Genomic DNA, 22,923 nt, shown 5'->3' on the forward strand with positions numbered 1-22,923 from the left:
AGCGATCAGATCAGTATATAACTATTCGGTGATGCGACGATAGACGGTTGGCGTAATTTCAGGCGCTTTATCGTCCAGTTTAATTGCCGCTTTCACGGCTTTCGCCGCGTCCTGCCAGCTTGCTTCATCTTTCGCGTGGATCACCGCCAGCGGACGCTGTCCGTCAACGCTGTCGCCCAGACGGGCCATGTCAGTGAAGCCAACGCTGTAATCAATGGTGTCAGAAGCCTGGCGACGACCGCCGCCCATAGAAACCACCGCCATACCCAGCGCGCGGGTGTCCATCGCGCTGACAAAACCTTCGGTATCAGCATAGACGGCTTTGCTCAGCATCGCCGTCGGCAGATATTTCGCGTAGTTTTCAACGAAATCAGTCGGGCCTTTCTGTGCCGCCACCATGCGGCCAAAGATCTCAGCCGCTTTGCCATTGTCGAGCACGGCCTGCAGTTTGGCGCGCGCTTCGGCATCGTCTTTAGCCAGCTTGCCGGAGATAAGCATCTCAACGCACAGGGCCATGGTGACATCGAACAGGCGCGGGTTGCGGTATTCACCGGTCAGGAACTGCACCGCTTCGCGCACTTCCACGGCGTTACCTGCACTGGAGGCCAGCACCTGGTTCATGTCGGTCAGCAGCGCCGTGGTTTTCACACCTGCGCCGTTAGAAACGCCCACAATGGCTTCCGCCAGCGCCGCAGAGAGTTCATAGGTTGGCATAAACGCGCCGCTGCCTACTTTCACGTCCATCACCAGCGCATCAAGACCTTCCGCCAGCTTTTTGGCGAGAATAGAAGCGGTGATCAGCGGGATGGAGTCCACCGTTGCGGTAATATCGCGGGTGGCATAAAAACGTTTGTCCGCCGGTGCGAGCGAGCTGGTCTGCCCAATAATCGCCACACCCACGTCTTTAATAATTTCACGGAAACGGTTGTCGTCCGGGAAGATGTCGAAGCCCGGAATGGCTTCCAGTTTGTCGAGCGTACCGCCGGTATGGCCGAGGCCGCGACCGGAGATCATCGGAATATAGCCACCGCAGGCCGCAACCATTGGGCCAAGCATCAGCGAGGTTACGTCACCCACGCCGCCGGTAGAGTGCTTATCGACAATCGGGCCGTTGAGGTTGAGGCTCTTCCAATCCAGGACGGTGCCTGAATCTCGCATCGCCATGGTCAGCGAGACACGCTCCGGCATGCTCATATCATGGAAGAAAATGGTCATCGCCAGCGCGGCAATCTGCCCTTCAGAGATGGTGTTGTCACGAATTCCGTTGATAAAGAAACGAATTTCTTCATCACTCAGCGTATGGCCATCACGTTTTTTGCGAATAATTTCTTGAGCGAGAAACAAGGTACCCTCCTTTGGAGTTAATAGCGAGGCTGCGGGGATAACCCCTCACCCTAGCCCTCTCCCCCGAGGGGAGAGGGAACCGTATGACATCGTTTATACGTCATCACGTTACCCGGTTTTCTCCCCCTCCCTTCCAGGGAGAGGGTCGGGGTGAGGGTACACCCGTCGAGCATGCAAACTTAGTAGCTGCTAGCGCTCTTACCGTCGCCGTGGCCCAGCGCCTTCAGCAGGCTAGCCAGCAGAGAGGAAGCGCCGAAGCGGTAGTGACGGGAGTCAGCCCAGTCCGCACCGAACATTTCGTCAGCGATAGACAGGAACAGCTGCGCGTCTTCTGCGCTACGAACGCCGCCCGCTGGCTTGAAGCCCACGGTTTTCTGCACGCCCATATCACGGATCACTTCCATCATGATGCGCGCGCTTTCTGGGGTCGCGTTCACCGGCACTTTACCGGTAGAGGTTTTGATGAAATCAGCACCGGCTTTGATGGCGATTTCAGACGCTTTACGAATCAGCGCTTCTTCTTTCAGCTCACCGGTTTCGATGATCACTTTCAGCAGCACGTTTGCCGCCGCACAGGCGTCTTTACAAGCTTTCACCAGATCAAAACCAACCTGCTCGTTGCCAGCAATCAGCGCGCGGTATGGGAAGACCACGTCAACTTCGTCAGCACCGTAGGCGATAGCCGCGCGGGTTTCCGCCAGTGCAATATCGATGTCGTCGTTACCGTGCGGGAAGTTAGTGACGGTGGCGATGCGGATGTCCGGGGTTCCCTGCTCTTTCAGCGTTTTACGCGCAATCGGAATGAAACGCGGATAGATGCAGACAGCGGCGGTGTTGCCCACCGGCGTTTTCGCCTGATGACACAGCGCGATCACTTTCGCGTCGGTATCGTCTTCGTTCAGGGTAGTTAAGTCCATCAACTGCAGCGCACGCAGGCTGCTTGCCTTTAAATCAGTCATTTTTCTCTCCGACGGCATACTGCCGTGTAAATCGTTACCTTGCGGGTCTGTGACTATTGTAACACTGCCCCGCGTTCACACTTCGACTTTCATCACACTTAGTGAAAACTTCGTACAAAATTGCATAACAATAACGAGACATACATCAAATTTTGGAACCAGAAACGGTAATTAAAGCACCCGTTCGGCCGCTGGGATCAAAAGACGGCCTCATCGTTTTTCATACACTTCGCCTATCGCTCGTCTGAGGAACTGAACATGCCAACATCGAATGATTCATCACTGCTGCAACACTGCCAGCAAATTGTGACAAGCTCCGTGTTAACCCCAGAACAGAAACGTCATTTTCTGGCGCTGGAGGCCGAAAACGCCCTGCCATACCCAGAACTCTCTGAGGAAGCGCGGGCGGCGCTGGCCGACGGCGTCATTTGCGATATGTATGAAGGGCATGCGCCATATAAACCGCGCTACGTCTTACCGGACTACGCGCGTTTTCTGGCTAACGGGTCTGAATGGCTGGAGCTGGAGGGAGCCAAAGATCTGGATGATGCCCTTTCGCTGCTAACCATTTTGTACCACCACGTCCCTTCCGTGACGGCGATGCCGGTTTACCTCGGTCATCTTGATGCACTGTTATCGCCTTATGTTAGAATTCTAACACAAGATGAAATTGATATTCGAATAAAACGTTTCTGGCGCTATCTCGACCGCACGCTGCCGGACGCCTTCACTCACGTTAACATCGGCCCGCACGATACGCCTGTCACACGCGCCATTTTACGCGCAGACGCTGAGTTAAAGCAGGTTGCACCAAACCTTACCTTTATCTACGACCCAGCGATTACACCAGATGATTTGCTGTTACAGGTGGCACAAAATATCTGCGAGTGCAGTAAACCGCACATCGCCAACGGGCCGTTAAATGATAAAATATTCACAAATGGTCAATATGGCATCGTAAGCTGTTACAACTCGCTGCCGCTTGCCGGCGGTGGCAGTACGCTAGTGCGCCTGAACCTCCAGCAGGTGGCACAGCGCAGTGAATCGCTCGATGATTTCTTTGCCAACGCGTTACCGCGCTTCTGCCAGCTGCAAATCGAGATCATTGATGCGCGCTGTCGCTTCCTCTACGAGGAGTCGCACTTCTTTGAGAATAGCTTCCTGGTGAGTGAAGGGTTGATCGACCCGGATCGTTTTGTGCCGATGTTCGGCATCTATGCGCTCGCCGAAGCGGTCAACACCTTATGCGAGCGCGAAGGGATTAGCGGGCGCTACGGTAAAGACGAGCAGGCGAATCAGCTGGCCTACCGCATCAGCGCTGAGCTTGCCGCCGTTGTCGCCCGTACGCCGGTACAGTACGGTTGGCAGCAGCGCGCGCTGCTCCATGCGCAGTCCGGCATCAGCTCAGACATTGGCACCACGCCGGGCGCGCGTCTGCCGTATGGCGACGAGCCGGATCCGATTAACCACCTGCTCACCGTCGCGCCACATCACGCCCATTACACCGCGGGGATCAGCGATATTCTGACCCTGGACGAAACCGTGAAGCGCAATCCGCAGGCGGTTATGCAACTCTGCCTCGGCGCGTTCAAAGTGGGGATGCGTGAGTTCAGCGCCAACGTCAGCGGCAACGATCTGGTGCGCGTCACCGGCTATATGGTGCGCCTGTCCGACCTGCAAAAATATCGTGATGAAGGCTCCCGCACCAACACCACGTGGCTGGGCGAAGAAGCCGCACGCAACACGCGTATCCTGGAACGTCAACCTCGTGTCGTGAGCCATGAACAGCAGATGCGCTTTAGTCAGTAAAATCATCCCGTTCTCCTGCGTCGATGGGCCCGGCAGTCGCCTGGCCCTGTTTCTGCAGGGCTGCAACCTGCGCTGCAAAAACTGCCATAACCCGTGGACGATGGGGCGCTGCAACGACTGCGGTGAGTGCGTGCCGCAGTGTCCGCACCAGGCGTTAAGCGTGCACGACGGGAAAGTCAGCTGGCAGGCGGAGGTTTGCCAGCAGTGCGATACCTGTCTGCATATGTGCCCGCAGCAGGCCACGCCGATGGCGCAAACCATGAGCGTAGAACAGGTGATTCAGCAAATAGCGCAGGTCGCGCCGTTTATTGAGGGTATTACCGTCAGCGGCGGCGAAGCCACCACGCAGCTGCCGTTCATCATCGCCCTCTTCCAGGCGCTGAAGTCTACGCCTTCACTGGCGCACCTGACCTGCCTTGTCGACAGCAACGGCGAGCTGCCGATAAGCGGTTGGCAGAAGCTGCAATCGATGTGTGACGGGGTGATGGTCGATTTAAAATCCTGGGATAGCGACCGCCATCTGGCCCTGACCGGGCGCGGTAACGCACGGATCAAACAGAGCATTCAGTGGCTTGCCCAACGCAGCATGCTGGCGGAGCTACGGTTGCTGGTCATTCCGGGGCACAGTGATTATCTGGAGGAAGCGGAGCCGCTAGGCGCGTTTATCGCCGGGCTGGGGGATATTCCCGTGCGTCTGAACGCATTTCACGTGCACGGCGTTTACGGTGAGGCAAAGGCGTGGGGTAGCGCCGGGCCGACGGATATTGATGCCGTCAGCCAGGCGCTACAGGCCAGAGGAATAACGAGGCTTATCCCTCCGGCGCTGTACTTATAGGGCGAGGAACAAGCCCGCGATGGTGGCGCTCATCAGGTTGGAGAGCGTCCCGGCGGCAACGGCTTTCAGGCCGAGCTGCGCAATATCCTGACGACGGTTTGGCGCCATGCTGCCCAGACCGCCAATCAGAATGGCAATCGAGGAGAGGTTCGCGAATCCGCACAGGGCGAAGGAGATAATTGCTTTGGTGTGGTTGGAGATCACCTGCAGACCGGCCGCAGCCACTTCAGCATCCGCCTTCAGGTATTCACCGAAGTTCATGTAGGCCACGAATTCGTTGATCACCAGCTTCTGCCCGATAAACGAGCCCGCCACCGTTGCTTCGCCCCACGGCACACCAATCACCCACGCCAGCGGTGCGAACAGCCAGCCAAGAATCAGCTGCAGCGACAATTCCGGATGGTTGAACCAACCGCCAATGCCGGAGAGCATCCCGTTCAGCAGTGCAATCAGCGCGATAAACGCCAGCAGCATCGCGCCTACGTTCAATGCCAGCTGCATACCGGATGCCGCGCCCGATGCCGCAGCATCCAGTACGTTTGCCGGTGCGTCCGGGTTCTTCGTATCTTTTTCAAGCGTTGGAGAGTCGTGCGGCGTTTCCGTTTCCGGCACGATAATTTTGGCAAACAGCAGGCCGCCAGGCGCCGCCATAAACGAGGCTGCAATCAGGTATTCCAGCGGTACGCCCATCTGTGCATAGCCCGCCAGTACGGAACCCGCCACCGAGGCCAGGCCGCCGCACATCACGGCAAACAGCTCGGAACGGGTCATGGTGGCGATATACGGACGCACCACCAGCGGTGCTTCGGTCTGACCGACAAAGATATTTGCCGTAGCAGAGAGCGATTCCGTGCGTGAGGTTTTCAGCACTTTACGCAACGCGCCGCCCAGAATACGGATCACGAACTGCATGATACCGATGTAGTACAGCACCGCAATCAGCGAGGAGAAGAAGACGATAACTGGCAGTACGCGCAGCGCAAACACAAAGCCGCCGCCGCCAAAGACTTCAAACATCTTATCGGAGACCAGGCCGCCGAACAGGAAGCCGATACCTTCATTGCCGTAGGCAATCACGTTGGCCACGCCTTCGGACATCGCCAGCAGGACTTTACGCCCGGCAGGTACATAGAGGATGAGTGCACCAATGCCTATCTGCAAAAGCCAGGCACCCAGTACGGTTCGGTAGTTAATCGCTTTACGATTGCTGGAGAGAAGTAAGGCAATGGCGAGCAACACCACCATGCCGATGAGTCCCATGAGGATTTGCATACAGAGTCCCTGTGTATTGAAAAACATAATAATTACGGCAAACCAATCGCGGCGATTATAACGCTACGTAATTATATTTTTTGCAAAACGTCACAGGTTTTACGCAACAGTAACAGATGAATAACCAGTAATGAGATCTACGTCACTTCATGAGAGCGAAAAAAGGGCGTGCGTATTTGCCAGCAGCGCTGAAGCAATCTCTTCCGGAGGTTCGCTGCGCAGCGAACAGAGGTGCGTGAACACATCAGCAATCCGCTCCGGGCGGTTCGGTTGCCCCTGATAGCCGTTGAGCGGCATATCCGGGGCATCAGTCTCCAGAATCAGCGATGAAAGCGGCAACTGCGCCATCACGTCGCGGGTTTTACTGGCGCGAGGATAGGAGATCGTACCGCCTACGCCGATTTTATAGCCCAGCTGAACGAAGCGTTCCGCCTGCTGGAGGCTACCGGCAAAACCGTGTACCACACCGGTTCGCGGCAGGTTATGTCGTTTCAGGTGAAGCGCCAGCTTGTCATGGGTGCGTCGTGAATGGAGGATCACCGGCAAATCGTAACGCTTTGCCAACCGCAACTGTTCATCCAGCAGGTACTGCTGGCGTTCAAACTGCGGGTTCTCCCGGTAGAGATCGAGCCCAATCTCCCCCACCGCCACCAATTTTTCTGGCCTTAGGGCGATTGCCGCTTCCAGTTGCGCCAGGCTCTCATCGCCATGATGCTCGACCACAATAGGGTGAAGCCCAATGGCGGCATACAGCTGAGAAAACCGTTCGGCCAGCGCCAGTACGCGAGGGAAATTGTCGGCCTCGGTGGCCGGAATGATTATCTTGCTAACGCCAGCGGCGGCCGCACGCTGAATACTCGCCTCTTCATCGTCGGTAAATGGAGGAAAATCGAAGTGGCAATGGGTATCAATAAAACGGCCGTTCACGCCAGATCCTTATCATCAAAGAGTGTTTCGTTTACGGAGGGTACGTCGTTCATCGCGACGTTGGGCATATCTTCCACCACGGGCACCGGGGGAATAGATAGGCCTTGTTTGAGGTGGCGCACTAGCGGTGGAGTCGAAGCCAACAGTTTACCAATGGTCGCCAGAAAGTAACGGCCACATAAGCGCCCTGTCTTGTAGTCCTGACGCAGTGCGGGGATGCGGCTGCCTAGCGCCATACTCAGTAACGGTTTCGGCGGGTAGATTTCAATAATACGCAGCTTACCCGGCGGGTTCTCAATAAATTGCTGGGTTTCACTGTAGGTCGTTTCATGGTGCTGCACCAGATTCATCAGCGGCTGCAGGCTACTTTCACCCAGCCAGCGCTCCATACGTTTAAACCACTGCGGCGTGTAGTACATCTGCGATGGAACGGTACGGATCACCACCAGCGTTTTAGCCCCCTGTTTTGCCGCCTCGCGCACCGGGATCGCATCGCTCACGCCACCATCCAGGTAACTGACGCCATCCAGTGCGACGCCGGGGCGATAGAAGCCAGGAATCGCGCTGGACGCCCGAATAATATCGAGCCAGTTCTGCCTGGTGGGCGAAAAATAGCTGGGCGTATAGTCATCGCTTCGACAGGCACAGATATAAAAGGATTTTCCCGACTCAAACAGGCGTTCGGCGTTTTCCATCGCCAGCGGCATCTGTCCTGCGGTAGACCCAACCAGCCAATCGAGGTCGATAAGATTACCGCCACGGACAAAACGTACCGGGTCGAAAAACTCCCGCCGGGTGGTGTAGCGCATGATGACTTTACGCCCGTATCCCGGTTGGTTACACAGATAGGCGGAAAGATTTTGCGCGCCCGCAGAGGTGCCATAGTAGAGATCGAAAGGGTTGAACTGCGCGCGCATAAACTCATCAAGCACCCCAGCGGTGAAAATTCCTCGCTGTCCTCCCCCTTCACAAACCAGTGCCGTGCGGCCAGGTTTGAAACGACTCAGCGATAATGGCGCAATATTGCCAAGCGTGACGGGTATACGCTGCCCCATCTCTGCCTACCTGTTTTTTATTCACCAGACTGACAAAGTAGCCTAATTTCCGCTCGGCTAAAACTAATAAAGCCAGTCCGCTGGACTGGCTTTGGTGTCATGCTAGTTAACGCGTAGCGTTCTAGGGCCGTTTACGCCCGGTAAACAGGCTCACCAGGAAGATAATAATCCCGACAACGAACACGATTTTTGCTGCCCACGCAGCCGTACCTGCCAGTCCACCAAATCCTAATGCGGCGGCAATTAACGCGATAACCAGAAATATAATGCCCCAACGAAACATAAGCTTCTCCTTTACCATAGTTAATGTCGACCGCTTGCTATGAGCCTTCAAACCGCTCATATGCACTATTTTTAGTGTGGTGCACATTTTGTCTCCTGCCAAATAGCAGCAGACAAAATCACCACTTATTACTGCGTTTTCAGATCATTTTTGACGCTTTTCACGCCTTTAACTGCTTTGGCGATACTTTCAGCACGATCGCTTTGTGCCTGAGATTTCACGGTACCCGACAGCTGTACAACCCCATCGGTGGTCTCAACTTTCACATCACGCGAGGGAACGATATCATCAGTCAGCAGTTTTGCTTTGACTTCACTGGTCGTTGCCGCATCGCCGGCGTAGCCTTTCATAGAGCTTTCTTTACTGTCGCGAACATGGAGTTTGTCACTCACAGAAGCGACGCCCTCAACCGCTTTCGCCGCCGCAACGGCCGCTTCGGCCTGAGCCTGGCTGTGCACAAAGCCACTCAACGTCACGACTTTTTTGTCCGTTTTCACCGAGATGTCGGAACTCTTCACACTCTCGTTATCTACCAGCGCGGCTTTTACTTTCGCCGTGATGGTGCTGTCATCCATAAAGCTACCCACTTTACTTCCTGCGCTTTCAGCACTCGCCTGAGCCTTATCCATTGTCGTGGTTTCGGCATAGGCAGCGCCGGTGGCGACAACGGAGGTCAGCATCACGGCAAGCAGCGTTTTAGAGATCGTCAGTTTTTTCATCGTCATCAATATATTCCTGTATGTTTTGCTCATCATCCGAGCACTAGCAACACGCAGGTTGCATTGCTGAATAGGGTCAAGAATCCCTGCTCGCATACTTCTCACGGCTCCCCGAGTCCACCAGGGCCATCAAACACCGCGAAATTGCGCTCTGAGCCAGTTATTAATATTGCGACAGAAATAAACGTTAGCTTTAAGCGCTTAACAAGGACGCATTATCAGCATTTAAAGCCAACGTAGATGTCATCGCTTTGTTAAATATAGATCACAATTTTGAAATCGCCCGCTTCACTGGTCAAAAAACAGACAGTTAGCGGAAAAAGAGGGGGAATTAAGAACTTTCCGTAAGCGGCTAATTAGGAAGGAAAAGCGTCAGGGTGCAGCGGATGCCGCACCCTGAAGGGTTTTTTAGTGCTCGCGAGTTTTACGGAACTCAACTTCAGGATAACGTTCCTGCGTCAGGTTCAGGTTCACCATGGTTGGGGCGATATAGGTCAGGTTATCACCGCCATCCAGCGCCAGCTGAACTTCGTTTTTACGTTTGAACTCTTCGAATTTCTTCACGTCCTTGCTCTCAACCCAACGGGCCGTAGCGACGTTCACCGATTCGTAGATAGCTTCCACGTTGTATTCGCTTTTCAGACGCGCAACGACCACGTCAAACTGCAGCACGCCCACCGCGCCCACGATCAGATCGTTGTTGGCGATTGGACGGAAGACCTGTACCGCGCCCTCTTCAGACAGCTGAACCAGCCCTTTCAGCAGCTGTTTCTGCTTCAGCGGATCCTTCAGGCGAATACGACGGAACAGCTCCGGCGCGAAGTTCGGAATACCGGTGAACTTCATCATTTCGCCCTGGGTGAAGGTGTCACCAATCTGGATGGTACCGTGGTTGTGCAGACCAATGATGTCGCCTGGATAGGCTTCTTCAACGTGAGAACGGTCGCCTGCCATAAAGGTCAGTGCGTCAGAGATCACCACGTCTTTACCGATACGAACCTGACGCAGCTTCATGCCCTTCTCATATTTCCCGGACACTACGCGCATAAACGCGACGCGGTCGCGGTGTTTCGGGTCCATGTTGGCCTGAATTTTGAAGACGAAGCCGGTGAATTTCTCATCCTGCGCTTCCACCAGACGGGTGTCGGTTTTACGCGGCATTGGCGCCGGCGCCCACTCCACCAGACCGTCCAGCATATGGTCAACGCCGAAGTTACCCAGCGCGGTACCGAAGAATACCGGCGTAATTTCGCCTGCCAGGAACAGCTCTTTATCAAACTCGTTGGAAGCGCCCTGAACCAGCTCCAGCTCATCACGCAGCTGCTGCGCCAGGTCTTCACCGACGGCGGCATCCAGTTCCGGGTTGTTTAAGCCCTTAACGATACGCACTTCCTGAATGGTGTGGCCTTTACCAGTCTGATACAGATAGGTTTCATCTTTATAGAGATGGTAAACGCCTTTGAACAGCTTGCCGCAGCCAATTGGCCAGGTGATTGGCGCACAGCCAATTTTCAGCTCGCGCTCAACTTCATCCAGCACTTCCATCGGATCGCGGATGTCACGGTCGAGTTTGTTCATAAAGGTCAGGATCGGCGTATCGCGCAGACGGGTCACTTCCATCAGCTTACGGGTACGATCCTCAACGCCTTTCGCGGCATCGATAACCATCAGACAGCAGTCCACCGCCGTCAGGGTACGGTAGGTATCTTCGGAGAAGTCTTCGTGCCCCGGGGTGTCCAGCAGGTTCACCAGGCAATCGTGATACGGGAACTGCATCACGGAGGTGGTAATGGAGATACCACGCTGCTTTTCCATTTCCATCCAGTCAGATTTTGCATGCTGGCTGGAGCCACGGCCTTTTACCGTACCGGCGGTCTGAATAGCCTGTCCGAATAACAGTACTTTTTCAGTGATTGTCGTTTTACCGGCATCCGGGTGGGAAATAATGGCAAAAGTGCGGCGTTTGGCCACCTCTTGCAAATAAGGAGACAACGTCATAATTCAATCTTCTTGAGTAAGCACGGCTTCGCACCGCGCATGTTGAATACGAAAAAATTGCGGCTATTTTACCCATCAAAGGGGGGCTGGCAATCACTGTTTACACAGGAGTAACTCCAGTTCATGCAATGAGGTCACCGTCCAGTCAGGCGTAATGCCTTCTGGCAGTGGACGCTGATGCGCGTTCAGCCAGCAGGTTGCCCACTCAGCGTTCATCCCACCGCGAATATCAGACTCGGCGGTATCGCCGACCATCAGCACGCGGGAACGGTCCGGATTGCCGGCTTGTTCCAGGGCATAGTCAAAGATCCGACGATCCGGTTTTGCCACACCCACTTCTTCAGAAATAATCAGCAGATCAAAGTGTTCGCGAAGCCCGGTGCGCTCCAGGCGAATTTGCTGCAGCGACGTAAAGCCGTTGGTGATGATACCCATCTTCACGTTGCCTTTCAGGGCATTCAGCAGGGATACCGCGCCCGGCAGCGGGGCGCAGATTTCCGCCATCGCGTTCATAAAGGCATCGTTCAGGTCGCCTGGTTTCACGTTCAGACGCTCCGCCCAGCTGGTAAAACGTTGGTGCTGAAGCTGCAGCGAGGTGATCGCGCCATTCTGGTAGTCCACCCACAGCGGCTGATTGACCGCCTGGTAGTCCTGGAAATCTTCCGCGGTAAAGGTCACGCTATAGTCGAGAAACATCCGCTGTAAGCCGCTAAACGAGTCAAACGTAAACAGCGTTTCATCGGCATCGAAGAAAATCCAGTCCCACTTCTTCATCTTTTCACCTTGTCTTACATACTGAGTGGCAGCGCCATAATGATGGCGTCCTCACGGCCTTCTGCCGTGGGGTAATAGTTGCGACGGATCGTCGCCTCATTGAAGCCTAAGCTTTCATACAGCGCGATGGCCGCGTGGTTTGAGGCTCGCACTTCCAGCCATAGCGTCACCACGCCCTGCGCGTCTAGCGCATCAATGAGATGCTCCAGCAGTTCACGCCCCAGACCACGGCGCTGATACGCAGGATCGACGGCAATGTTGAACAGCGTGGCTTCGTCCAGCACGACCTGAGTAATGGCAAACGCGGCCATTTCCCCATCGACGGACAGTTGGAGGTTCAGATAGCGCTCGCCCTGATTGCTGACGAAGGTTTTTTCACTCCAGGGAAACGCATGCGCGCGCGTTTCAATGTGAAAGGCGCGGGATAAATCAGTCGTGCTGAGGGTAGAAATCGTGTTCATGGGCGCAAATTTGTTGCCACAGCGCGGCGCGAGCTTGCGCGCTAGCCTGTAGTTCATTAAACGGAGGCGTCGAAATCATCGCCCCTTCCAGCGTCACCGGCGTATCGTTGCCAAGACGCCAGCAGTGACATCGACTGTCCTGCGGCAGCATCGCCACCCGGTCAGGCGTCAGCGGTAAAACCTGGTCCGGCGTCAGGCACAGCGCGCGGAGAATATCGCTAATCAGCGGCTCAGTGAGCGGCGGTAACGCCTCGGCAACCATCACCAGCTTGACGTGCGGCGGAAGCGTAATCGCAATTTCACCCTGCAGTGCCCCAGGGCGACGTAATGCCCACTGGGTGATACCCAACTGTTGTAATTGCCAGTCTCGCCGGGATGTCATGTGAAACGCTCCTGTCTATCAAGGGCGCAAATATAGCAAATTCATCGAAACTGCGCCAATTACACACTATAATCCCCGCCTAAGTTTATTGAGGATTAATTCATGTCTGCTTTTACCCCGGCAAGTGAAGTCTTGCTGCGCCACAGTGATGATTTCGAACAGAGCCGTATTTTCTTTGCCGGCGATCTGCAGGATGACCTGCCCGCACGTCTGGAAACCGCGGCAAGCCGCGCGCATACCCAACAATTTCACCACTGGCAGGTGCTGAGCCGTCAGATGGAAGATAACGTTCGCTTTAGCCTGGTGGCTCAGGCAGAAGACGTGGCGGATTGCGATACCCTGATCTACTACTGGCCGAAGAACAAGCCGGAAGCTCAGTTCCAGCTGATGAACATTCTTTCTCTGCTGCCGGTTGGTACCGATATTTTTGTCGTCGGTGAAAACCGCAGCGGCGTACGTAGCGCCGAGCAGATGCTGGCTGAATATGCCCCGCTGAACAAAATCGACAGCGCGCGTCGCTGCGGCCTGTACCATGGCCGTCTGGAAAAACAGCCGACCTTCGATGCGGAGAGCTTCTGGGGCGAGTACCAGCAGGATAACCTGACCATCAAAACCCTACCTGGCGTATTCAGCCGCGACGGTCTTGATGTCGGTAGCCAGCTGCTGCTTTCTACCCTCACCCCGCATACCAAAGGCAAAGTGCTGGATGTCGGCTGCGGCGCTGGCGTACTGGCGGCAACCCTTGCCAGCCATTCACCGAAGGTGCGTCTGACGCTGTGCGACGTGGGCGCTTCAGCCGTTGAAGCCAGCCGCGCAACGCTTGCGGCTAACGGCTTTGAAGGTGAAGTCATCGCCAGTAACGTCTTCTCTGAGATTAACGGTCGCTTCGACATGATTATCTCCAACCCGCCGTTCCATGATGGGATGCAAACCAGCCTGGATGCCGCACAAACGCTGATCCGCGGCGCGGTTCGTCACCTGAACAGCGGCGGCGAGCTGCGTATTGTGGCGAACGCCTTCCTGCCGTATCCGGCGGTGCTGGACGAGATGTTTGGTTTCCACGAAGTGATTGCCCAGACTGGCCGTTTTAAAGTGTACCGTACCGTTTTGACCCGTCAGGCTAAAAAAGCCTAACTCATGTAGGCCGGATAAAGCGTTTACGCCGCCATCCGGCGAGACACCGAGCAGCGCCGGATGGCGCTATCGCTTATCCGGCCTACATAAACTCCCCATAACCGAAGAAACGCCTTTTTTTTCGGCAATCGCGCCGAGTTCGATAATTAACTATTGACGCCCAGCGTAAAATCTCTAGAATTCGCCCCCGTGGTAATGATTCTTTCATAAAGAGTCAATGGTATGCGAAGGTGGCGGAATTGGTAGACGCGCTAGCTTCAGGTGTTAGTGTCCTTTGGATGTGGGGGTTCGAGTCCCCCCCCTCGCACCATAAACCACGTTATATCGTTCGCAGAGTGCGAAGGTGGCGGAATTGGTAGACGCGCTAGCTTCAGGTGTTAGTGTCCTTAGGATGTGGGGGTTCGAGTCCCCCCCCTCGCACCAACGAAGCGATATAACAAAAGAAATGAGATAATCTGTGCGAAGGTGGCGGAATTGGTAGACGCGCTAGCTTCAGGTGTTAGTGTCCTTAGGATGTGGGGGTTCGAGTCCCCCCCCTCGCACCAGACTCCTCGTTCTCTCCCGGTAGTTCCCCCCCATTTTTGATAGTCATCCCATTAGCTTTATATTCATTGTTATCAGCACAAGACCGCCAACAAACGCAATGCATGACGGTAGCAGCACAAAGTGACGTAACCGACGATGCCATATCATCGCGCAGCTCAGCAGCAACCCGCACACGATAACGCCGCGCCAGACGTCAAGCGACAACCCCATCGTGCTCAATATGGCTATTGCACTTCCCGAAATCAGTACACCCCAGCCGCTGCCTAGCGTTCGTTGCAACATGAATCAGCCCATCTAAATGATAATGATTACCAATATCATATATTGTTTTTTGTCAATTGTCTGCTCATGCGCTAAGGTTTCATAATGATTAATGACATGTATATTGTATGGTGATAACTTGTACAAAAAATAGCATGTCTAAATAAAAAAAATTTGCGCTTTGCATTCATGAATTATTCTTGTTTTTGATGCATTTACTTATATTAAAGGCTGACTACAACATCCAACAATGACAGTACAATCCTGGCGCACCCTGCGTGCGCAAAAATATCAGCTAACGTTCCGGCTATTTTTGTTTCTGAATCTGGTCTCATCGACGCTGTCTGTCTTCAGCCCGATATATAACGTTAATATTTTTCCACTACCTGCAATGCTGATCGCGGTGGGCAGCAGCGTGCTGCTGGTATGGAACTGGCGATATACCAGCATAAAACTGAATCTACTAATAGTTTCAGTTATATTCGGCTGCTTATGGGGCTGGCATATTTTAAGTAAAACTTTGGTGCTCGCTTTACCTAATGACAATTTCCAGATGGTGGCGCTTTTCAGCGTACTATTTGTCGGCACCATTGCCTTTTCCAATAATATTGTCGCCTTTTCCCTCCATTCAATGCCGACCTTTATTGTGTGCCTGATAACCAGCCCTTCCGGGGAATGGTGGAGAATGATCTACTGTATGGCGCTACCGTTAGTTGGCATCGCTATTCAGCACGTGATCCAGCGGCGTAACGATAAGTTCGCGCAGGGGTTGATGTATAAACTACTGGAAGAGCGCGAAACGCTGAACGGTCTGAGCATGCTCGACCCGCTGACCGGGCTCTACAACCGCCGTGGGTTCCAGTTCCGCCTGGATTCATTAATGTCAGTGGGCAAGGCGCAGCACTCTGTCCTACTGCTGGATATTGACCACTTCAAGGCCTACAACGACCACTACGGCCATATGATGGGCGATCAGGCTCTGATGCGCGTTTCGGCAGCGATTAGAAACGCCGTGCGTTCCCGGGATATTGTGACGCGCTTTGGCGGTGAGGAGTTTATGGTCGTGCTACCGCACTGCAACATTGAGGCCGCGATGCAGACCGCCGAGCGTATTCGCCAACACGTATACGATCTCAAAATTCCGCATATGTTCAACTCTAGCGTGGCAACCCATGTGACCATCAGCATCGGCGTAGCCCCGCTGGAGGATAACAACATTGACCAGGCCATGCAGCGCGCAGATAAAGCGCTGTATGAAGCGAAAAACATGGGGCGCAATAACATCCTGACCTACGAGCAGGCTCCCGCCGTCTAGGTTCACAAAACACGAGCGCAGGAGACAAACTTCTTGCGCTCGCTTTTATCTATAGCTAGGATTGCTAATCATTATCATTTAGATTCGAATCCAGCAACGTTATGGCTTACCGTTCCGCACCGATCGCAGATGACCTTATCTGGCGCACGCCGATTCCCTCACAGGAACAGGCATTCGCAGAGTCAGTGCGCGCCAAAATAGCCGAGCTGCGTCCGCACCTGCTGGACATGTTTCGTCTGGGCGAAACGGCCCCGGATTGTGCCAGAACCCTCAGCGAATGGGCGAAACCGACGGAGCTCAGCTCCCTGCTGGCCGTCTATTCCGATCATATCTACCGCAATCAACCGACCCTGGCGCGAGAAAATAAACCTCTGCTTTCCCTTTGGGCACAATGGTATATCGGCCTGCTGGTGCCACCGTTGATGCTCGCGCTGCTGACTGAAGAATCCGCTATCTCGCTAAGCCCTGACCATTTCCACGTGGAATTCCACGAAACCGGCCGTGCGGCCTGCTTCTGGATCGACGTACACGCTGATGTTCGCGCCAGCCAGAAGCCAGCCATCGAACGCATGGACAATCTGGTGAGCCAGGCGCTTATGCCAGTTGTGCAGGCGTTGGAAGCGACGGGTGAGATTAACGGCAAACTCATCTGGAGTAATACCGGCTATCTGATTAACTGGTATCTCGGCGAAATGAAAACGCTGCTGGGTGAAGAGCAGGTGAACCTGCTGCGCCAGCGCTGTTTCTTTACCAGCACGCTGGCCGATGGCCAGGATAATCCGTTATGGCGTACTGTGGTATTACGTGATGGCCTGTTGGTACGTCGCACCTGCTGCCAGCGTTACCGCTTGCCCGACGTTAAACAGTGTGGCGACTGTACGCTGAAATAAACAACGGGGCTTTCGCCCCGTTATTTTTTGCTGCTTTTCTTTTACGCTGCCTGCTGGCTCTCTTCAGCCGCACGCTGCGCTTCTTCGTTTTCCTGCTCTAACAACTGTTTTTCATACACTTTGAAGAACGGATAGTAGATAACTGCGGAAACGCAGGCCAACAGTACCACCAGAATCGCCGCGCGGAAGTCCCAGCCTAAAGCCCATGCGCCGCCAATAGGTGCCGGTGCCGTCCACGGTACGACAGAAATCACGCGACCAATCAGATCCAGCTTCATCGCCGCCCACGCCAGAATCGCGTTGACCATCGGTGCCAGCAGGAACGGAATGAAGAACACCGGGTTCATCACGATTGGGGTACCGAAGATAACCGGTTCGTTAATGTTGAACAGGCTCGGCACCACGCTCAGACGCCCGATAGAGCGCAGGTGTGCTGAACGGCTACGCAGATAGCAGAACACCAGCCCCATCGTTGCACCGGAGCCCCCGACCACGATGAAGAAGGTCCAGAACGCTTCCATAAAGATGTGCGGCAGCGGCGCGCCCTGCGCCAGAGCAGTCTGGTTCAGGCCAAGGTTAGTCAGCCAGAACATCTGCAGCATACCGGAGACAATCGCCGCCCCGTGGATCCCTGCAAACCACAGCAGGTGACCAATCAGTACGGCCAGCAGAATCGCCGGTAAGGAGTCAGCAGCGGAAACCAGCGGTTTGAACACGGACATGATGGCCTGAGGGATCAGCATGTCGAACTGGCTTTGAATAAACAGACTCAGCGGATAGAGCGTTAACACCACCACCAGCACTGGAATCAGCAGGTCGAAGGAGTTTTTGATCATCGGCGGCACCTGATCCGGCAGACGGATCCCGATGTTGCGGATTTTCAGGAAACGCATCATCTCCACGCAGTAAACAGCAACGAGGATCGCGGTAAAGATCCCGGTTCCCCCCAGGCTATCAACCGGCAGATGGCCGCTGGTTTTTGGTGCGGCAACCAGCAGGAACGCCATGATGGAGAGCATCGAACACATGAACGGATCGAGCTGGTTGCTCTTTTCGTAGTGTTTACCGAGGTTATAGGAGATAGCCGCGCAGATATAGATCGACATAATGCCCATCGTCATATCAAACGGCGTCAGAATACGACCTTCAAACTGCTTAGCAAGATCTAACCACGCGCGGGCAAATCCCCAGGTGGTATCGGGAGAAAACGGCGGATAGGCGAATACCAGTAAAAACGATCCTACAATCATAAAAGGCATTGCAGAGATAAAACCATCACGAATCGCCATAACGTGACGCTGAGAGGAAATTCGTCCCGCAACCGGACTAACGTAGTTTTCTACAAAGCGGAATATCAGATTAAATGCAGCGTGATTAGCAGACATAACAGCCCTCCTGACAGGCTTTAGACGTCAACACAGCAACAACGATTTTGCCGACATGCAACTGGGCGTACATTGAAGCATCAGGTGTTACGGGTCTGCGACCTGCAATGATGTTCATACCGATACAGTTCATACACGGCTCTTATTATAGATACAAAGGAAGTTACCCCCGCAGTATCAATCGCCTGATGAATAACCGCAACCGGTTACAGTAACCGGTTGCACTGATTGTGAAGGAGATCCAAAAAACAAACAATTTTTGCACAACTTAGCCGCTTTATTTACAACCCAGGTAGCTTTATGACAGAGTGATTCGCCGAATTATCAGGAGAGAACCATGAGCCTACAGTCCGTAAAGGAATTCTTTGCCGAGCACGCGCCCGACATCAGCATCATCGAGCTTGAGCAAAGTACCGCGACCGTTGCGCTTGCCGCCGCCGCACACCGCGTTGAACCCGGACAAATTGCCAAAACGCTCTCGCTGAAGGTAAAAGACCGCGTCATTCTGGTGGTTGCGAAAGGAGATGCTCGTCTGGACAATAAAAAGTTGAAAGAGACTTTTGGCGCGAAGGCTCGCATGCTAAGCAGTGATGAAGTCGTGGTGCTCACCGGCCATCCAGTCGGCGGTGTCTGCCCGTTTGGGCTGGAGAATCCGCTGGCAGTGTACTGTGATGTCTCGCTGCAGCAATACGAGGAAGTTCTTCCTGCCGCAGGAGCCATACACAGCGCGGTACGCATTTCGCCAGAGCGAATGGCTAGCCTTACCGCTGCCACATGGGTGGATGTCTGCCTTTAACAGATGGGCGAAGTGCTGGCATCATCCATATCGTTTAACGACACCAGCAGGTCGGCGGCGCTCAGTAGTTCAATATCGGAATTGACCCCCAGCTTCGTCATCGCATTAAATTTATGTGCGCGAATGGTTTTGATATTCCGCCCCAGCTGCTGAGAAATATCCATCAGCGAATAGCCGTAGGTCATATAGCGCAGGATCAGATTCTCAGTCGGGCTGAGAAAACGATTTTCTCGCTGGGCAGCTGAATCCTCCATCGCCTCACGAACCTCTATCGCCTCTTCCAGCAGCGCAAATACGCTATGCCGCAGATCGCTCAAGGTTTCGGATTTACTGAGCACGCCGTGAATATAGGTTGGCGATAGGTGCCGAATCAGTGCGGCTTCATCTTTATCGTTAGCCAGAATGGTACGCATCACCTCAGGATGATGGCTGGCAATCTCCCCCATCGCTAACAGGCATTCAATACGAAGTTCACGTGTGCCAGAGAGACAATACATGACCCCATCAAACGGCCCCTGCCTGACCGCCAGCTTATATTCAGCAATGTTGCGAAAAAAATGGAAAGTAAAATGCCTGCCGCGAGCACTCATCAGTAGATGACGTAGCCCTACCGCCGTCACATTACAATGCTCTATGATAGCGATGCGCTGCTTCCTGCCGCATTTTTCCATTCGACTTGCTCCCCGTAGGCTGAATAGAGATTGAGTTCCTTCATTCCCTGATTGCTGTTGAGCCAGGCATACATTTCCGCATTACTGCGCAGAGACAGGCGGCGCATTGCACTATTTTTTTGCGCGCTAATGGTTTTATTACTCTTTTTCAGCAACGCGGCGATTTGGTTAATCCCCCATCCTTTTGCCAGCAGTCGCAGTACTTTCCGCTCGGACAGCGTCAGTATAATGAGTCGCTGATTATCATCATCAGCGTCCGCATCATGCTGCAGCGCAAGCAGCATTTCACTCACGTTATCCGTGCTAACATTTTCCTGTTGAATAGCTTTTACCACCCGCTCAACGGAGTCAGAGTCTGAAAGCAGCGTGCTTTCCGGACGCATTAAAAATTCAACGGCTAATGCGTAATACTGGCGGCTAATCATAAATACCCAGTGAATATCACGATATTGCGATAGCAGCGTATAGTATTGCTCACAGAGCGCACGCGGGTTACCAATATCGCCGGATAAATCAACGATAACCACATCAGTTCGGCGAAGTTGAAGCAGCGTTAGCTGCTCGAGAGACTGGCAAAAATTAAGCTCGTAATTCGGGAAGTGCATTCGCATAATGGAATTCAGCCCAGACTGCATAACCGGTATTTTGCTGATAATCACTGCGAACTTGCAGTACTCTGGCGTCATATAACCTCCGTATCCTTTCGAAGATTCGTTTCCTGAATATGTTTTTATTTAATCAAATAAGCGTATTCGCAGGAAATGAACCCATCCATTTCTATTTCCCTTTAATAGCGGCATAATGCTCTCCGGTTAATTATCAAATAAACCTGACCGCTGTATGACTTTACCTATGAGATGATTTCATCTGGTTAGCAGGACTAACTACGACAGTATGGCATATCAATGTAAAAGAGGTTGCTTAGAAAATATTAAAGCCTCAATAAGCAAAATTAAACATTTACAAAATAGCCTACTTAGATAGTTCCATTTTCATTTTGAATTCTTTGGGCGTCACCCCTTCCCGCTTGCGGAAGAAACGCGAAAAATAGGTCACGTCACTAAATCCCAGATAATCAGAAACCTGCGTGATGGTCATGCTGGTGTACTGCAGGCTGCGCTTTGCTTCAAGCAGCAGTCGCTGATGTAAAACGTTCAATGCACTGGTTCCGTGATATTCACGGCACAAGCAGTTCAAATGGGTGGTAGAAATCCGGAGCTTTTGCGCATAGTCGGCCAACGATAAATGCTCGCGGTAGTGGCTCTCAATCAACCGGCTAAACTGGCGCAGCACGCTGCGTTTCCGCTCGCTGTTATCCTTCACCGCACCTCCCGCCTTGCCCTGACGATTGAGCCACACCAGCAGCGCGCTTAGCAACGAATAGAGCATCATCTCCCGCGCGTCGTGATCCTGAATGTACTCTTCCAGCAGCGTAGCAAATAGGGTACGGATATGGTGGCCAGAGCGTTTGACCGGAACACAGACGGGCTGGCTCAATATATCCAGCGGTTGCCCAAACTGCGTCTCCAGACGACTTAACAACGGCAGCGCAAGCGAGAGCACGTAGCCTTGCGTCCCCGGCGAAAAATGAAAGCCATGAACGCAGAGCGCGGGAACGACCTGAATAGAAGATTCGTTCACCACCAGGCGTTGTCCCTCTATTTCTATTTCAGCCTGTCCTTTGTGCAAATAAAGCAGTTGCACCAGCTCGGCATGCTGGTGAACCCGAATATGCCATTCGTAGAGACTGCTCCGTTTATGGATCGATTCACAGTGCAGCAGGTCGGGTGTCGGCCAGCCCATATACTCGCCATAGAGCTTAAATACCGGCACCACCTCCGGTATATTCGCTTCGACACCCGCTCTTTTCATCGTCTACTCCACCGTTTCATAAGGCAGCCCCACGTAGTTTTCAGCAATCGTCGTCAGGCCCGCTTGCGAGCTGAGATAGTACTGGCGATCGGCCTCCTGCATCTTTCTGGCAAACGGACTCTGGTCCTGAAAATCATGCAGCAGATGGGTCATAAACCAGCTAAAGCGTTCGCCTTTCCAGACCCGGTTCAGCGCCAGCTGTGAATAACGGCTCAGCAGGTCGGCACGTCCATTCTGGTAATACTGCCGCAGAATACGCCACAAATAATTCACATCCGAAACGGCCAGGTTCAGCCCTTTGGCCCCGGTTGGCGGCACAATGTGTGCGGCATCGCCAACCAGGAACATCCGCCCGTACTGCATCGGCTCCACCACATAGCTACGCAGCGGCGCGATGCTCTTCTCAAGTGAGTGACCAGTCACTAACTTTTGGCTCAGTTCGTACGGCAAGCGGCGCTTCAGCTCACCCCAGAAGCGTTCGTCAGACCATTGTTCAACGCTGTCGGTCAACGGAACCTGCAGATAGTAGCGGCTTCTAGTTAGTGAGCGCTGACTACACAATACAAACCCACGCTCATGATGCGCGTAAATTAGTTCCGGGTTGACCGGCGGCGTGTCAGAGAGCAACCCCAGCCAGCCGAACGGCCAGATGCTTTCATACTCACGCAGAATATCGCGAGGAATGCTCTGACGAGAAACGCCGTGGAAGCCATCACAGCCGGCGACAAACTCACATTCCAGGCGGCAGCGTTCGCCATTTTTCATAAAGGTGACGGAAGGCTTATCACTTTTCAGGTCGTGCAATTCAACCTGCTCAACGCCATAAATGGTCTGCGCTCCGCTGGCCTGCCGCGCTTCCATCAAATCACGCATCACCTCGGTCTGGCCATAAACCATCACGCTCTTTCCGCCGGTCAATTCACTCAGTGGAACGGGAATACGCCGGTCGGCAAACAGGAACTCCACGCCGTGGTGAACCAACCCTTCCGCCTCCATACGGCGAGCGACACCCGCTTCACGCAGCAGTTCGACGGTACCGTTTTCGAGGATCCCGGCGCGAATACGCCCCAGTACATACTCCGGGGTCTGACGCTCCAGGATCACGGTTTTAATGCCCGCATTATGCAACAACTGGCCTAACAGCAGCCCGGAAGGTCCGGCGCCGATAATGGCAACTTGCGTGTTCATGGGTGACCTCGACCTCTGGTTAATTATTTGTTTGTTTTGTGTATCAA

General features: G+C 53.7%; 23 protein-coding genes and 3 tRNA genes. 9 read left to right on the forward strand and 17 right to left on the reverse strand.

What is annotated here, in order from left to right; all coding sequences use genetic code 11:
* Positions 1–21 precede the first annotated feature (21 nt).
* Together deoA and deoC are read right to left on the reverse strand one after the other, a co-directional pair.
* Positions 22–1,344, reverse strand: a complete 1,323-nt coding sequence (gene deoA, locus V6940_RS12440; protein WP_333496066.1) for a thymidine phosphorylase — start codon at positions 1,342–1,344, stop codon at positions 22–24.
* Positions 1,345–1,523: 179 nt separating this feature from the next.
* Complete coding sequence (gene deoC / locus V6940_RS12445) at positions 1,524–2,303, reverse strand: deoxyribose-phosphate aldolase (protein WP_333496067.1); 780 nt, start codon at positions 2,301–2,303, stop codon at positions 1,524–1,526.
* Between the two features lie 258 nt (positions 2,304–2,561).
* On the opposite strand from deoC, the gene V6940_RS12450 reads away from it, so the two are divergent.
* Together V6940_RS12450 and V6940_RS12455 are read left to right on the forward strand one after the other, a co-directional pair.
* Positions 2,562–4,112: a YjjI family glycine radical enzyme gene (locus V6940_RS12450; protein ID WP_333496068.1), complete on the forward strand. Its 1,551-nt coding sequence runs from the start codon at positions 2,562–2,564 to the stop codon at positions 4,110–4,112.
* Positions 4,084–4,947: a YjjW family glycine radical enzyme activase gene (locus V6940_RS12455; RefSeq protein WP_333496069.1), complete on the forward strand. Its 864-nt coding sequence runs from the start codon at positions 4,084–4,086 to the stop codon at positions 4,945–4,947. The genes V6940_RS12450 and V6940_RS12455 overlap by 29 nt, the downstream gene beginning before the upstream one ends.
* Here V6940_RS12455 and V6940_RS12460 read toward each other — a convergent pair.
* From V6940_RS12460 to V6940_RS12500, 9 genes are all read right to left on the reverse strand, one after another.
* Positions 4,942–6,219 (reverse strand): NupC/NupG family nucleoside CNT transporter, encoded by a 1,278-nt coding sequence (locus tag V6940_RS12460; protein WP_185668250.1) that lies wholly within the window; start codon positions 6,217–6,219, stop codon positions 4,942–4,944. The two genes, V6940_RS12455 and V6940_RS12460, sit on opposite strands and share 6 nt — an antisense overlap.
* A gap of 147 nt (positions 6,220–6,366) precedes the next feature.
* The gene (locus V6940_RS12465; RefSeq protein ID WP_333496070.1) at positions 6,367–7,146 is read right to left on the reverse strand and encodes a metal-dependent hydrolase; all 780 of its coding nucleotides are present in this window, start codon (positions 7,144–7,146) and stop codon (positions 6,367–6,369) included.
* Positions 7,143–8,201: a patatin-like phospholipase family protein gene (locus V6940_RS12470; RefSeq protein WP_333496071.1), complete on the reverse strand. Its 1,059-nt coding sequence runs from the start codon at positions 8,199–8,201 to the stop codon at positions 7,143–7,145. The genes V6940_RS12465 and V6940_RS12470 overlap by 4 nt, the downstream gene beginning before the upstream one ends.
* A gap of 121 nt (positions 8,202–8,322) precedes the next feature.
* Positions 8,323–8,484: a DUF1328 domain-containing protein gene (locus V6940_RS12475; RefSeq protein WP_064547200.1), complete on the reverse strand. Its 162-nt coding sequence runs from the start codon at positions 8,482–8,484 to the stop codon at positions 8,323–8,325.
* 128 nt (positions 8,485–8,612) lie between these two features.
* The gene (osmY, locus tag V6940_RS12480; RefSeq protein ID WP_333496072.1) at positions 8,613–9,209 is read right to left on the reverse strand and encodes a molecular chaperone OsmY; all 597 of its coding nucleotides are present in this window, start codon (positions 9,207–9,209) and stop codon (positions 8,613–8,615) included.
* A gap of 402 nt (positions 9,210–9,611) precedes the next feature.
* On the reverse strand, positions 9,612–11,201 hold the full coding sequence (gene prfC / locus V6940_RS12485; protein WP_333496073.1) for a peptide chain release factor 3: 1,590 nt from the start codon (positions 11,199–11,201) through the stop codon (positions 9,612–9,614).
* Positions 11,202–11,294: 93 nt separating this feature from the next.
* Complete coding sequence (gene yjjG, locus V6940_RS12490) at positions 11,295–11,975, reverse strand: pyrimidine 5'-nucleotidase (RefSeq protein WP_333496074.1); 681 nt, start codon at positions 11,973–11,975, stop codon at positions 11,295–11,297.
* Positions 11,976–11,989: 14 nt separating this feature from the next.
* A complete protein-coding gene (rimI, locus tag V6940_RS12495) occupies positions 11,990–12,436 on the reverse strand; it encodes a ribosomal protein S18-alanine N-acetyltransferase (protein ID WP_333496075.1) in 447 nt (148 codons plus the stop codon).
* Positions 12,405–12,818 (reverse strand): DNA polymerase III subunit psi, encoded by a 414-nt coding sequence (locus V6940_RS12500; RefSeq protein WP_333496076.1) that lies wholly within the window; start codon positions 12,816–12,818, stop codon positions 12,405–12,407. The genes rimI and V6940_RS12500 overlap by 32 nt, the downstream gene beginning before the upstream one ends.
* A gap of 102 nt (positions 12,819–12,920) precedes the next feature.
* Here V6940_RS12500 and rsmC point away from each other — a divergent pair, with 102 nt between their 5' ends.
* The 4 genes from rsmC (at position 12,921) to V6940_RS12520 (ending at position 14,497) form a co-directional block, all read left to right on the forward strand.
* Positions 12,921–13,952, forward strand: coding sequence for a 16S rRNA (guanine(1207)-N(2))-methyltransferase RsmC (gene rsmC, locus V6940_RS12505; protein WP_333496077.1), 1,032 nt, complete (start codon positions 12,921–12,923; stop codon positions 13,950–13,952).
* A 224-nt stretch (positions 13,953–14,176) separates the two neighbouring features.
* Positions 14,177–14,262: transfer RNA gene (locus V6940_RS12510), tRNA-Leu, on the forward strand.
* Between the two features lie 27 nt (positions 14,263–14,289).
* Positions 14,290–14,375, forward strand: a tRNA-Leu gene (locus V6940_RS12515).
* Positions 14,376–14,411: 36 nt separating this feature from the next.
* Positions 14,412–14,497 (forward strand) — tRNA-Leu (locus tag V6940_RS12520).
* Between the two features lie 43 nt (positions 14,498–14,540).
* Here V6940_RS12520 and V6940_RS12525 read toward each other — a convergent pair.
* Complete coding sequence (locus V6940_RS12525) at positions 14,541–14,780, reverse strand: DUF1435 domain-containing protein (RefSeq protein WP_333496078.1); 240 nt, start codon at positions 14,778–14,780, stop codon at positions 14,541–14,543.
* 229 nt (positions 14,781–15,009) lie between these two features.
* On the opposite strand from V6940_RS12525, the gene V6940_RS12530 reads away from it, so the two are divergent.
* Together V6940_RS12530 and fhuF are read left to right on the forward strand one after the other, a co-directional pair.
* Complete coding sequence (locus tag V6940_RS12530) at positions 15,010–16,074, forward strand: GGDEF domain-containing protein (protein ID WP_333496079.1); 1,065 nt, start codon at positions 15,010–15,012, stop codon at positions 16,072–16,074.
* 101 nt (positions 16,075–16,175) lie between these two features.
* Positions 16,176–16,964 carry a siderophore-iron reductase FhuF gene (gene fhuF, locus V6940_RS12535; protein ID WP_333496080.1) on the forward strand — a complete coding sequence of 263 codons (789 nt, stop codon included), beginning with the start codon at positions 16,176–16,178 and terminating at the stop codon, positions 16,962–16,964.
* Positions 16,965–17,005: 41 nt separating this feature from the next.
* Here fhuF and V6940_RS12540 read toward each other — a convergent pair whose 3' ends face one another.
* Positions 17,006–18,349: a PTS sugar transporter subunit IIC gene (locus V6940_RS12540; RefSeq protein ID WP_333496081.1), complete on the reverse strand. Its 1,344-nt coding sequence runs from the start codon at positions 18,347–18,349 to the stop codon at positions 17,006–17,008.
* 337 nt (positions 18,350–18,686) lie between these two features.
* On the opposite strand from V6940_RS12540, the gene V6940_RS12545 reads away from it, so the two are divergent.
* The gene (locus tag V6940_RS12545) at positions 18,687–19,145 is read left to right on the forward strand and encodes a YbaK/EbsC family protein (RefSeq protein WP_333496082.1); all 459 of its coding nucleotides are present in this window, start codon (positions 18,687–18,689) and stop codon (positions 19,143–19,145) included.
* Here V6940_RS12545 and bglJ read toward each other — a convergent pair.
* The 4 genes from bglJ to pobA form a co-directional block, all read right to left on the reverse strand.
* Entirely contained in the window at positions 19,142–19,816 is a 675-nt protein-coding gene (gene bglJ, locus V6940_RS12550) for a DNA-binding transcriptional activator BglJ (RefSeq protein WP_333496083.1), read from the reverse strand. The genes V6940_RS12545 and bglJ overlap by 4 nt on opposite strands.
* Positions 19,777–20,502, reverse strand: a complete 726-nt coding sequence (locus V6940_RS12555) for a helix-turn-helix transcriptional regulator (protein WP_333496084.1) — start codon at positions 20,500–20,502, stop codon at positions 19,777–19,779. Before V6940_RS12555 ends, bglJ begins: the two co-directional genes overlap by 40 nt.
* A 286-nt stretch (positions 20,503–20,788) precedes the next feature.
* On the reverse strand, positions 20,789–21,688 hold the full coding sequence (locus V6940_RS12560) for a helix-turn-helix domain-containing protein (RefSeq protein WP_442910816.1): 900 nt from the start codon (positions 21,686–21,688) through the stop codon (positions 20,789–20,791).
* Positions 21,689–21,691: 3 nt separating this feature from the next.
* Positions 21,692–22,876: a 4-hydroxybenzoate 3-monooxygenase gene (gene pobA, locus V6940_RS12565; protein WP_333496085.1), complete on the reverse strand. Its 1,185-nt coding sequence runs from the start codon at positions 22,874–22,876 to the stop codon at positions 21,692–21,694.
* Positions 22,877–22,923: the final 47 nt, after the last annotated feature.

It is taken from the genome of Kluyvera sp. CHPC 1.251 (assembly GCF_036759945.1).
Classification (GTDB): Bacteria; Pseudomonadota; Gammaproteobacteria; order Enterobacterales; family Enterobacteriaceae; genus Kluyvera; species Kluyvera sichuanensis.

Bases quoted from the DNA above. Each gene is read 5' to 3' on its own strand.
- V6940_RS12530 (WP_333496079.1), top strand. From the start codon at position 15,010: ATGACAGTACAATCCTGGCGCACCCTGCGTGCGCAAAAATATCAGCTA.
- prfC (WP_333496073.1), bottom strand. From the start codon at position 11,201: ATGACGTTGTCTCCTTATTTGCAAGAGGTGGCCAAACGCCGCACTTTT.
- bglJ (WP_333496083.1), bottom strand. From the start codon at position 19,816: ATGGAAAAATGCGGCAGGAAGCAGCGCATCGCTATCATAGAGCATTGT.
- V6940_RS12460 (WP_185668250.1), bottom strand. From the start codon at position 6,219: ATGCAAATCCTCATGGGACTCATCGGCATGGTGGTGTTGCTCGCCATT.
- osmY (WP_333496072.1), bottom strand. From the start codon at position 9,209: ATGACGATGAAAAAACTGACGATCTCTAAAACGCTGCTTGCCGTGATG.
- V6940_RS12560 (WP_442910816.1), bottom strand. From the start codon at position 21,688: ATGAAAAGAGCGGGTGTCGAAGCGAATATACCGGAGGTGGTGCCGGTA.
- pobA (WP_333496085.1), bottom strand. From the start codon at position 22,876: ATGAACACGCAAGTTGCCATTATCGGCGCCGGACCTTCCGGGCTGCTG.
- deoC (WP_333496067.1), bottom strand. From the start codon at position 2,303: ATGACTGATTTAAAGGCAAGCAGCCTGCGTGCGCTGCAGTTGATGGAC.
- V6940_RS12545 (WP_333496082.1), top strand. From the start codon at position 18,687: ATGAGCCTACAGTCCGTAAAGGAATTCTTTGCCGAGCACGCGCCCGAC.
- rsmC (WP_333496077.1), top strand. From the start codon at position 12,921: ATGTCTGCTTTTACCCCGGCAAGTGAAGTCTTGCTGCGCCACAGTGAT.
- V6940_RS12500 (WP_333496076.1), bottom strand. From the start codon at position 12,818: ATGACATCCCGGCGAGACTGGCAATTACAACAGTTGGGTATCACCCAG.
- V6940_RS12475 (WP_064547200.1), bottom strand. From the start codon at position 8,484: ATGTTTCGTTGGGGCATTATATTTCTGGTTATCGCGTTAATTGCCGCC.
- V6940_RS12470 (WP_333496071.1), bottom strand. From the start codon at position 8,201: ATGGGGCAGCGTATACCCGTCACGCTTGGCAATATTGCGCCATTATCG.
- rimI (WP_333496075.1), bottom strand. From the start codon at position 12,436: ATGAACACGATTTCTACCCTCAGCACGACTGATTTATCCCGCGCCTTT.
- V6940_RS12455 (WP_333496069.1), top strand. From the start codon at position 4,084: ATGAACAGCAGATGCGCTTTAGTCAGTAAAATCATCCCGTTCTCCTGC.
- V6940_RS12450 (WP_333496068.1), top strand. From the start codon at position 2,562: ATGCCAACATCGAATGATTCATCACTGCTGCAACACTGCCAGCAAATT.
- yjjG (WP_333496074.1), bottom strand. From the start codon at position 11,975: ATGAAGAAGTGGGACTGGATTTTCTTCGATGCCGATGAAACGCTGTTT.
- fhuF (WP_333496080.1), top strand. From the start codon at position 16,176: ATGGCTTACCGTTCCGCACCGATCGCAGATGACCTTATCTGGCGCACG.
- V6940_RS12525 (WP_333496078.1), bottom strand. From the start codon at position 14,780: ATGTTGCAACGAACGCTAGGCAGCGGCTGGGGTGTACTGATTTCGGGA.
- V6940_RS12555 (WP_333496084.1), bottom strand. From the start codon at position 20,502: ATGACGCCAGAGTACTGCAAGTTCGCAGTGATTATCAGCAAAATACCG.
- V6940_RS12540 (WP_333496081.1), bottom strand. From the start codon at position 18,349: ATGTCTGCTAATCACGCTGCATTTAATCTGATATTCCGCTTTGTAGAA.